The organism is Streptomyces bauhiniae (genome assembly GCF_004784475.1).
GTDB lineage: Bacteria > Actinomycetota > Actinomycetes > Streptomycetales > Streptomycetaceae > Streptomyces > Streptomyces seoulensis.
Map to the genome: position 1 here is coordinate 180,073 of NZ_SRRT01000005.1, position 9,313 is coordinate 189,385.

Below are 9,313 nucleotides of genomic sequence, written 5' to 3' on the forward strand. Positions count from 1 at the left end.
ACGCCACTGACGCCCCGCAGGCCCGCGCCCCATCAGCGCGAAACTCGCCCGAAACCCTGTGTGACGTGGGAAATCATCTTCCCGAGGGCATCATTGACGGATCGTCGGCAAGCCGGTACCACTGACCCAGCTCGGCGCCGCCCGTCCCGCCACGCCCCGCCCGTCACAGGAGGCCGCATTGCGAGGATTCGCCCCCGACCCGTCGTCCGCACCCGGTGTCAGACGCCTGAAGCGGACCGCCGGAACGCTCGCCACGGCCGCCCTGGTGCTGCCGCTGCTCGGCGCCGCCCCGGCCGCGCCCACCGCTCCCCCGGCCGACCAGTTGCAGCGCGCCTTCGGCAGTGCGGCGGCCGAGTACCGCGTACCGCAGAGCGTCCTGCTGGCCGTCTCCTACCTCCAGTCCCGCTGGGACGCGCACGCCGGGGCGCCCAGCGTCAGCGGCGGCTACGGCCCGATGCACCTGACCGACGCGCGTACCGCGCTGGCTGCGACCGAGCACCACGCGGAAGGCACGGAGGACGCCCGGGGTGACGACGCCCGTCCCGCACTGCACCCCAAGGCCCAGGCACCCGCACCCTCGAAGCTCCCCGCCCGGCTGACCACGCTGCGCCGCGCGGCGGAGCTGACGGGCCGTCCGGCGGCCGAGCTGCGCAGTGACCCGGCGGCCAACATCGCCGGCGGCGCCGCACTGCTGGCCGCCGCGCAGCGCGAGCTGGGCGAGCCGCTCAGCGCCGACCCGGCCGCCTGGTACGGCGCGGTGGCCCGTTTCTCCGCCGCCGACGACACGGCGACCGCCGCCGCGTACGCGAACGACGTGTACGACGTGCTGCGCACCGGCGAGCAGCGCACCACCGACGCCGGCCAGCGGGTCGAGCTGCAGGCGAGCCCGCAACTCAAGGCCGATACAGCTCAGTTGCAGCGGACGGGACTGCGTGCCGCGCCCGCCGGTGATGTCGAGTGCCCGAGGTCGGTGTCCTGTGTGTCGGTCCCGGCGCCGTACGAGGAGTTCGGGGACAACGACTACGGCAACCACGACCTGGGCCTGCGCCCGGCCGCCCAGCGGGTGAAGTACATCGTCATCCATGACACCGAGGGCGGCTGGGACGGAGTGATGAACCTGATCCAGGACCCGACCTATGTGTCCTGGAACTACACCATCCGCTCGACCGATGGTCTGATCGCCCAGCATGTGAAGGCGAAGGACGTCGCCTGGCACGCGGGGAACTGGGATGTGAACGCCCGCTCCGTGGGCATCGAGCACGAGGGTTTCCTCACCGACCCGGACGCCTGGTACACGGAGGCGATGTACCGCTCCTCGGCCCGGCTGGTGAAGTACCTGTCCCGTGCGTACGGCGTGCCGCTGGACCGGCAGCACATCCTGGGCCACGAGAACGTGCCCGGCCCGACGACGTCCACCATCCCCGGTATGCACACCGACCCGGGCCCGTACTGGGACTGGGGGCACTACTTCCAGTTGCTCGGCCACCCCTTCAAGCGCACCGGCACCAGCCGTTCCGGCCTGGTGACGATCCTGCCGGACTACGCGGCCAACCAGCCGGTGTACACGGGCTGCACGACGAAGGGCGAGCCGTGCCCGGCGCACGGTTCCGGTGAGGTGCGGCTGTACTCCGACCACGACGTGAACGCGCCGCTGATCAAGGACATCGGCCTGGGCACCGAGCCGACCGACGGGGTCAACGACCTGTCCTCGCGGGTCTCCACCGGCCAGCAGTACGCGGTCGCGGACCGCTGGGGCGACTGGACGGCGATCTGGTACCTCGGGCAGAAGGCGTGGTTCCAGAACCCGCACCGCAAGGCGACCGCGGTGCCCGCGTCCGGGGTGACGATCACCCCGAAGGCGGGTCTGGCGAGCGTTCCGGTGTACGGGCGTGCCTACCCGGAGAAGGAGGCGTACCCGGCGGGCGTCCCGGCGCAGTCGGTGGTGCCGCTGCCGTACACGGTCCCGGCCGGGCAGAAGTACGTCGTCGGTGACCGGATGCCGGGCGAGTACTACTACGCGGTCACCTTCACCGAGGACTCGCACCGGGTGATCACCGGCAAGGACCTGTACTACGAGATCCAGTACGGCCACCGCGTCGGCTTCGTCCGCGCGGCGGACGTGGACGTGGCGGCCGCCCGCCGCTAGCGGGGCCTCAGCCCTGCTGGAACAGCTCCGCCGGGAGCGGCTTCAGCAGGGCGTACAGGTCGTCGGTGATGGGGCGGTCCCAGGCGGCGATGGTCACCAGGACGCCGTCACTGCGGTCGAACTGCACGCAGGAGATCCGGCCCTCGGAGAGCTTGAGGCGGCGGACGATCAGCAGGTTGTCGCCCTGGAGGACGGGGGTGTCCTCGGAGCCGACGACGGTGACCTCCTCCTCGTTGTCCAGCGCCAGCAGGAGCTGGGCGACCTCGAAGGGGATCTCGCCCTCGGCGGTCTCGCGGGCCGGGGAGCCCTCGGGGAGGTTGCCGATGATCATGGCGGGGCCACGGCCGCCGAACAGGTCGTAGCGCAGGAAGACGCCCTGGCAGCTTCCGTCGGGGGCGGGCAGCAGGCCCGCGCCGAGGTTGCCGGGCCAGTCGCCGGGGTCCATGGCCAGCACGTCGAAGTCTGGTCCGGCGGGAGTGGCGCTGCGGCGGCGGAGGAACGACATGCCGCCAATGGTACGTGCCCGAAGCGGCCCGGCGGCGTGCGGGAGCCCTCCCGGCATGCCCCCGTGCGGGGTCATTCCTCGACGGGGCTGGAGGGCACCACGGCGACGGGGCTCGCCGCGTGCAGCAGGACGGCCTGGGTGACCGAGCCGAGCATGCGGGCGGGTGCGAGCAGCCGGCGCCGGTGGCGGCCGACGACGACCAGATCGGCGCCCGCCGAGAGGGCGACCAGATGTCCGGCGGCGTCGCCCGGCAGCGCCTCGGCCTCGGCGTCGACGCCGGGGTACTGGGCGCGCAGCGGGTCGAGGAACCCTTCGGCGAGGACGCGGGTCTCGCTCTCCACGGCGACCTGGTCGATGGGCGGCGGCACGAGCTGGCCGGGGGCCGACCAGGTCTGTACGGGCCAGGGGTAGGCGGCGATCACCTGGAGTCGGGCGCCGAGCAGCGACGCCTCGGCGAAGGCGAAGCCGAGGACGCCGTCGTCGGGGCTGTCGACGTGGAGTCCGACGACGACCCGGCGTCCGGGTTCGGCCGGTGGCTCGGCGTGCACCTCGCGGCCGGGACGCGGGACGACGACCACCGGGCAGGGGGTGTCGCGGGCGGCGGCGACGGAGTTGGAGCCGAGCAGCAGGCTGGCGAAGCCGCCCCGGCCGCGTGAGCCGAGGACCAGCAACTGGGCGTCGGCGCCGAGTTCGGGCAGGACCGCGCCGGGTACGCCCTCGACGGCGACGTACTCCACGGTGGGCAGGTCGGGCAGGCCGGCGAGCCGGTCGCGGACCTCGTCCAGGACGGGGTCGCCGCTGTCGTCGGGCGGGCCGGCGACGAGGATGTCGGCCTGGCCCCAGGCCGCGTACTGGCGCACATGCACCACGCGCAGCGGTGCGACGCGGCGGCGGGCGGCCTCCAGGGCCCAGTCGAGGGCGCGCAGGCTGTCCTCGGAACCGTCGACCGCGGCGATGACCGGCACAGCGCTCATCGTTCCTCACCTCCCGGGACGCGGCCTCCCCGTGCCGGGGCGGGCCTGTTGTCGGGCCCAGCCTCGCTCAGGCGGCGCTCGGGTGGAGGCGCCGCGGGGCGCGTGTTGGGCAATCGCGGCCGGAACACCCCCGGTCGGCTCCGGTCCGGGTCGGCCCGGTCGCGTCAGGTGAGGTCGAACTCGCCCTCGCGGGCCCCCAGGACGAAGGCGCCCCATTCGGCGGGGGTGAAGATCAGGGAGGGGCTCTCCGGGCGGCGGCTGTTGCGCATCGCGATGAAGCCCTCGACGAAGGCGATCTGGACATCGCCCCGGCCTCCGCTGCTGGACTGCCACTCGGCCCCGCTGAGATCCAGGTCCGGCTTGTCCCAGCCCGTGAGCGACTGCTGCTGGATGGTGCTCTCGGCCACGTCCGTGCTCCTCCCATTACGTCGTCCGCGGCTCAGCCTAGCGACCGGCCAGGACCCCGCACAGGCCACGTGAGGGGGACCTTGTGGCGGGTGGGTGTACGCGGGCGCCGGGTCCCGCACGGAAAAATCCCGGCCCGCCTCTTGCCCGCGGCCCGACGGCCTGAATTACTGGCCTCGGCACGATCGACCGAATGATCGGTCGTCCGTATTGCGTGTCGTATTGCGTGTCGTGTTGCGTGTCGCGTGTGGAGGGATGCCCCGATGGCGGATGAGACGGACCTGCTGGACGCGGGCGAGCGGCTCGGACCGGAGGAGCTGCGGGCACTCCAGTTGGAGCGGCTGCGCGCCTCGCTGCGGCACGCCTACGCGCAGGTGCCGTTCTACCGGGAGTCCTTCGACAAGGCGGGGGTGCGCCCCGAGGACTGCCGTTCGCTGGCGGACCTCGCGCACTTCCCCTTCACCACCAAGGCGGACTTGCGGGCGAACTACCCGTACGGGATGTTCGCGGTGCCCAGGGAGCGGGTGCGGCGGCTGCACGCGTCCAGTGGGACGACGGGGCTGCCCACGGTGGTGGGCTACACCGACAACGACCTTTCGGTGTGGGCGGACATGGTGGCCCGCTCGATCCGGGCGGCCGGCGGGCGGCCCGGTGACATCGTCCATGTGGCGTACGGCTATGGATTGTTCACCGGAGGACTGGGCGCGCACTATGGCGCCGAGCGGCTGGGGTGCACGGTGGTGCCCGCGTCCGGGGGCATGACGTCCCGGCAGGTGCGGCTGATCCAGGATCTCGGGCCCGGCGTCATCATGGTCACCCCCTCGTACATGCTGACGCTGCTGGACGAGTTCGAGCGGCAGGGCGTGGACCCGCGCTCGACCTCGCTGCGGGTGGGGGTGTTCGGGGCGGAGCCGTGGACGGAGAGCATGCGGCGGGAGATCGAGGAGCGGTTCGCCATCGACGCCGTGGACATCTACGGGCTGTCGGAAGTCATCGGTCCCGGTGTGGCGCAGGAGTGCGTGGAGACCAAGGACGGTCTGCATGTGTGGGAGGACCACTTCTATCCGGAGGTGGTGGACCCGGTCACCGGTGAGGTGCTGCCGGAGGGCGAGCGGGGCGAGCTGGTGTTCACCTCACTCACCAAGGAGGCGATGCCGGTCGTCCGTTACCGGACGCGGGACCTGACCCGGCTGCTGCCGGGGACGGCGCGGGTGTTCCGGCGGATGGAGAAGATCACCGGGCGCAGCGACGACATGGTGATCCTGCGCGGGGTCAATCTGTTCCCGACCCAGATCGAGGAGATCGTGCTGCGCACCCCCGGTGTGGCGCCGCACTTCCAGCTCCGGCTGACGCGGGAGGGCCGCATGGACGCGCTCACCGTACGGGCGGAGGCGCGGCCGGGTGCCACGCCGGAGGTGCGGGAGGCGGCGGCCCGGTCGATCGCGGCGGCGGCGAAGGACGGCATCGGGGTGTCGGTGTCCGTGGAGATCGTGGAGCCGGAGTCGCTGGAGCGCTCGGTCGGCAAGATCCGCCGCATCGTGGACCTCCGCCCTCGCTAGCCGAGTTGGTTCCGCAGCTCCCTTTTCAGGATCTTGCCGCTGGCGTTGCGCGGGAGGCCGGGCACGAAGTGCACGCGCTTGGGGGCCTTGAAGGCGGGGAGCTGCTCGCGGACGTGGGCGATCAGCGCGTCCTCGGTGACCTCGCCACGGGTCACCACGACCGCGGTGACCGCCTCGATCCAGCGCTCGTCGGGCAGCCCGATCACGGCGGCCTCGGCGACCGCGTCGTGGGTGTAGAGGGCGTCCTCGACCTGCCGGGAGGCGACCAGCACCCCGCCGGAGTTGATGACGTCCTTCACCCGGTCCACGATCGTGAAGTAGCCGTCGGCGTCGCGTACCGCGAGGTCGCCGGAGTGGAACCAGCCGTCGCGGAAGGCGTCGGCACTCTCCTCGGGCTTGTCCCAGTAGCCCTCGCAGAGCTGGGGCGAGCGGTAGACGATCTCGCCGGGCGTGCCGTCGGGCACCTCCGCGCCCTCCTCGTCCACCACGCGGGCGTCCACGAACAGCACGGTGCGGCCGCAGGAATCCAGGCGGCCCTTGTGCTCGTTCGGGGCGAGGACGGTGGCGAGCGGGCCGATCTCGCTCTGTCCGAAGCAGTTGTAGAAGGCCAGCTTCGGCAGCCGTTCGCGCAGCTTCTCCAGCACGGGCACCGGCATGATCGAGGCGCCGTAGTACGCCTTGCGCAGGCCGCCGAGGTCGCGGTCGGCGAAGTCGGGGCGGGCCGCGAGCGCGATCCACACGGTGGGCGGCGCGAACAGGCTGTCGCAGCGGCCCTGTTCGATCAGGTCGAGCAGGCGGTCGCCGTCGGGGGCGTCGAGGATCGTGTTGGTCGCGCCGACCGCGAGGTAGGGCAGCAGGAAGACGTGCATCTGCGCCGAGTGGTAGAGCGGCAGCGCGTGCACGGGGAGGTCACCGGCGCTCAGGTCGAGGGCGGTGATGGCGCTGAGGTACTCGTGGACCAGCGCCCGGTGGGTCATCATCGCGCCCTTGGGCAGCGCGGTGGTGCCTGAGGTGTACAGCAGTTGGACGAGGTCCTCGGTGCGCGGCTCGGGCCCGTCGTACGGCTCGGTGCCGGCCAGCCCCGCGAGCAGGGAGCCGTCGGCGTCGCGCAGCGGGAGGGTGCGGGTGCCGGCCGGGAGCCGGTCGGCGAGGGCCGGGTCGGTGAGGGTGAGGGCGCTGCCGGACTGGTCGAGCAGATAGGCGAGGTCGGCGCCGGTGAGGTTCTGGTTGACCGGGACGTGGACGAGGCCCGCGCGGGCGCAGCCGAGGAAGGCGATGAGGTAGGCGTCGGAGTTGTGGCCGTAGGCGGCGACCCGGTCGCCCGTCTCCAGTCCCTCGGCCAGCAGCAGGGCGGCGGCGCGGGAGACGGCGTCGTCCAGTTCGGCGTAGGTCCAGGTGCGGTCGCCGTACTTCAGCGCCACGCGTGCCGGGGTGCGGCGGGCGCTGCGGCGCAGCACTCCGTCGACGGTGCTGCCGTGTCCCTGTGTCATGAGAGCCGATCCTCGGGCCGGCCGGTCCCGAGGTCAAGATCTTCGGCGGCCGGGGTCACTCCCCCAGCACGGCCATCGCCGCGTTGTGTCCCGGCACCCCGCTGACCCCGCCGCCGCGCACCGCGCCCGCGCCGCACAGCAGGACATTGGCGTGCCGGGTCTCCACGCCCCAGCGTCCGGTGCCGTCCTCGGCGTAGGGCCAGGTGAGGGGGCGGTGGAAGATGTTGCCGCCGGGCAGGCCGAGGTCGCGGTCGAGGTCGAGCGGGGTCTTGGCCTCGATGCAGGGGCGGCCGTCGGCGTCGGTGGCCAGGCAGTCCGCGAGGGGTTCGGCGAGGTGGGCGTCGAGCTGGGCGAGGGTGGACTTGAGGAGTTCCTCGCGTACGGCGTCGTTGTCGTGGGCGAAGAGGCGGGCGGGGGTGTGCAGGCCGAAGAGGGTGAGGGTCTGGTAGCCGCGCCCGGCGAGGTCGGGGCCGAGGATGGTGGGGTCGGTCAGGGAGTGGCAGTAGATCTCCGAGGGCGGCGCGGTGGGGAGTTGGCCCGCGGCGGCCTGGGCGTGGGCGGTGGCGAGCTGCTGGTAGCCCTCGGCGATGTGGAAGGTCCCGGCGAACGCCTCGCGCGGGTCGACGGAGCTGTCCTTGAGCCGGGGCAGCCTCGTGAGCAGCATGTTCACCTTGAGCTGGGCGCCCTCGGCGGGCTCGGGCGCCGGATCTCCGGTGAGGGCGGCGAGTTCGCGCGGGGAGGCGCCCACCAGGACGTGCCGGGCGGCGGCGACGCCCTCGCCGTCGGCGGTGCGGTAGGTGACCTCGGCGGTGCGGCCGTCGGTGTCGATACGGACGGCCTCGTGCCCGGTGACGATCTCGGCCCCGGCCGCGCGGGCCGCGTCCGCGAGGGCGTCGGTGAGGGCGCCCATGCCGCCGACGGGGACGTCCCAGGCACCGGTGCCGCCGCCGATCACGTGGTAGAGGAAGCAGCGGTTCTGGGCGAGGGAGGGGTCGTGGGCGTCGGCGAAGGTGCCGATCAGCGCGTCGGTGAGGACGACACCCCGGACCAGGTCGTCGTGGAAGTTCTCCTCGACGGCGACCCCGATCGGCTCCTCGAACAGGGCCCGCCAGGCGTCCTCGTCACCGACGCGGGCGCGGAGTTCGGCGCGGCTGGGCAGCGGTTCGGTGAGGGTCGGGAAGACCCGCCGGGCGACCTCGCCGGTCATCCCGTAGAAGCGCTGCCAGGCGGTGAACTCGCGCTCACCGCCGGTCAGTTCGGCGAAGGCCCGCTTGGTGCGCTCCTCGCCGCCCCCGACGAGCAGCCCGGTGGCCCGGCCGCCGCGCTCGACGGGGGTGTACGAGGAGATGGTCCGGCCCCGCACCCGGAACTCCAGCCCGAGATCCCGGACGATCTTGTCGGGCAGCAGGCTGACGAGGTACGAGTACCGCGACAGCCGCGCGTCCACCCCGGCGAACGGCCGGCTGGACACGGCCGCGCCCCCGGTGTGCCCGAGCCGCTCCAGCAGCAGGACCGAGCGCCCGGCGCGGGCCAGATAGGCGGCCGCGACCAGGCCGTTGTGTCCCCCGCCGACGATGACGGCGTCGTAGGTCCGGGTTCCCTCGTGTGCAGGCATGGTTCTTGGTAGCACGGTTGATCTTCGCCGGATAGAGGGCTAGTCGGTGCAGTGCGCTCCCGCCTCGCTCCCGTCGGCGTTCGAGCCGACGGTGACCTCGTAGCCGATGCCCTTGCCGGGGTCGGGGACGGGGGACCAGGCGTCGAGCTGGAAGTCGACGTCGAGCACCAGGTAACGCCCGTCGTCGGTCCGGGTCCAGCAGGCGGCTCCGGCACGCGGGGCGGGTCCGGTGTGCCAGCCCTGGGCGGCGGCGGTGCGGGTGTAGTGGTCCATGACGGCCTGGCGGGTGCCGGGGAAGGCGTAGACGCGGCCCGCGTGCAGCCAGGCCGGGCCCGCGCTGTCGTCGTCGCAGCCCGTGGAGACGCCCGCGCCACGGTAGTTGGCGGGGTCGGTGGCACCGGTGGGCGGTGAGGACAGCACCTTCTGGGCGGCGAGGTCCTTGCGCGCGGCCCCCGAACCGTCGCAGCTCGCGCCGCTGTCGACGAGGGAGCATCCGGTGAGCAGGGCGGCGGGCAGCAGGAGTGCGGTGGGGAGGGCCGCACGGCGGAAGAGGGAGGGGACGGTGGGGGACAACTCTGCTCCTGAGTAGGGGGTCTGGCGCGCGGGTGTCACCGGGGTG

The 9,313-nt window shown here is 72.9% G+C and carries 8 protein-coding genes; 2 read left to right on the top strand and 6 right to left on the bottom strand.

The annotated features are described in order from the left end of the window. Positions 1-178 precede the first annotated feature (178 nt). Positions 179-2,146, top strand: a complete 1,968-nt coding sequence (locus E5083_RS17770; RefSeq protein ID WP_135786688.1) for an N-acetylmuramoyl-L-alanine amidase — start codon at positions 179-181, stop codon at positions 2,144-2,146. 7 nt (positions 2,147-2,153) lie between these two features. Here E5083_RS17770 and E5083_RS17775 read toward each other — a convergent pair whose 3' ends face one another. The 3 genes from E5083_RS17775 to E5083_RS17785 form a co-directional block, all read right to left on the bottom strand. After that, positions 2,154-2,651 (bottom strand): hypothetical protein, encoded by a 498-nt coding sequence (locus E5083_RS17775; RefSeq protein ID WP_086695114.1) that lies wholly within the window; start codon positions 2,649-2,651, stop codon positions 2,154-2,156. 71 nt (positions 2,652-2,722) lie between these two features. Then, complete coding sequence (locus E5083_RS17780; RefSeq protein WP_135786689.1) at positions 2,723-3,625, bottom strand: universal stress protein; 903 nt, start codon at positions 3,623-3,625, stop codon at positions 2,723-2,725. A 164-nt stretch (positions 3,626-3,789) separates the two neighbouring features. Then, a complete protein-coding gene (locus tag E5083_RS17785; RefSeq protein ID WP_135786690.1) occupies positions 3,790-4,032 on the bottom strand; it encodes a DUF397 domain-containing protein in 243 nt (80 codons plus the stop codon). Between the two features lie 261 nt (positions 4,033-4,293). On the opposite strand from E5083_RS17785, the gene paaK reads away from it, so the two are divergent. Beyond that, positions 4,294-5,589 (top strand): phenylacetate--CoA ligase PaaK, encoded by a 1,296-nt coding sequence (gene paaK, locus E5083_RS17790; protein WP_135786691.1) that lies wholly within the window; start codon positions 4,294-4,296, stop codon positions 5,587-5,589. On the opposite strand, the gene E5083_RS17795 is transcribed toward paaK, so the two are convergent. The 3 genes from E5083_RS17795 to E5083_RS17805 are packed head-to-tail and all read right to left on the bottom strand — an operon-like array spanning position 5,586 to position 9,267. Beyond that, complete coding sequence (locus E5083_RS17795) at positions 5,586-7,079, bottom strand: acyl-CoA synthetase (RefSeq protein ID WP_135786692.1); 1,494 nt, start codon at positions 7,077-7,079, stop codon at positions 5,586-5,588. The genes paaK and E5083_RS17795 overlap by 4 nt on opposite strands. Before the next feature lie 55 nt (positions 7,080-7,134). Beyond that, complete coding sequence (locus E5083_RS17800) at positions 7,135-8,694, bottom strand: phytoene desaturase family protein (protein ID WP_135786693.1); 1,560 nt, start codon at positions 8,692-8,694, stop codon at positions 7,135-7,137. A gap of 39 nt (positions 8,695-8,733) precedes the next feature. Then, positions 8,734-9,267 (bottom strand): hypothetical protein, encoded by a 534-nt coding sequence (locus E5083_RS17805; protein ID WP_135786694.1) that lies wholly within the window; start codon positions 9,265-9,267, stop codon positions 8,734-8,736. Positions 9,268-9,313: the final 46 nt, after the last annotated feature.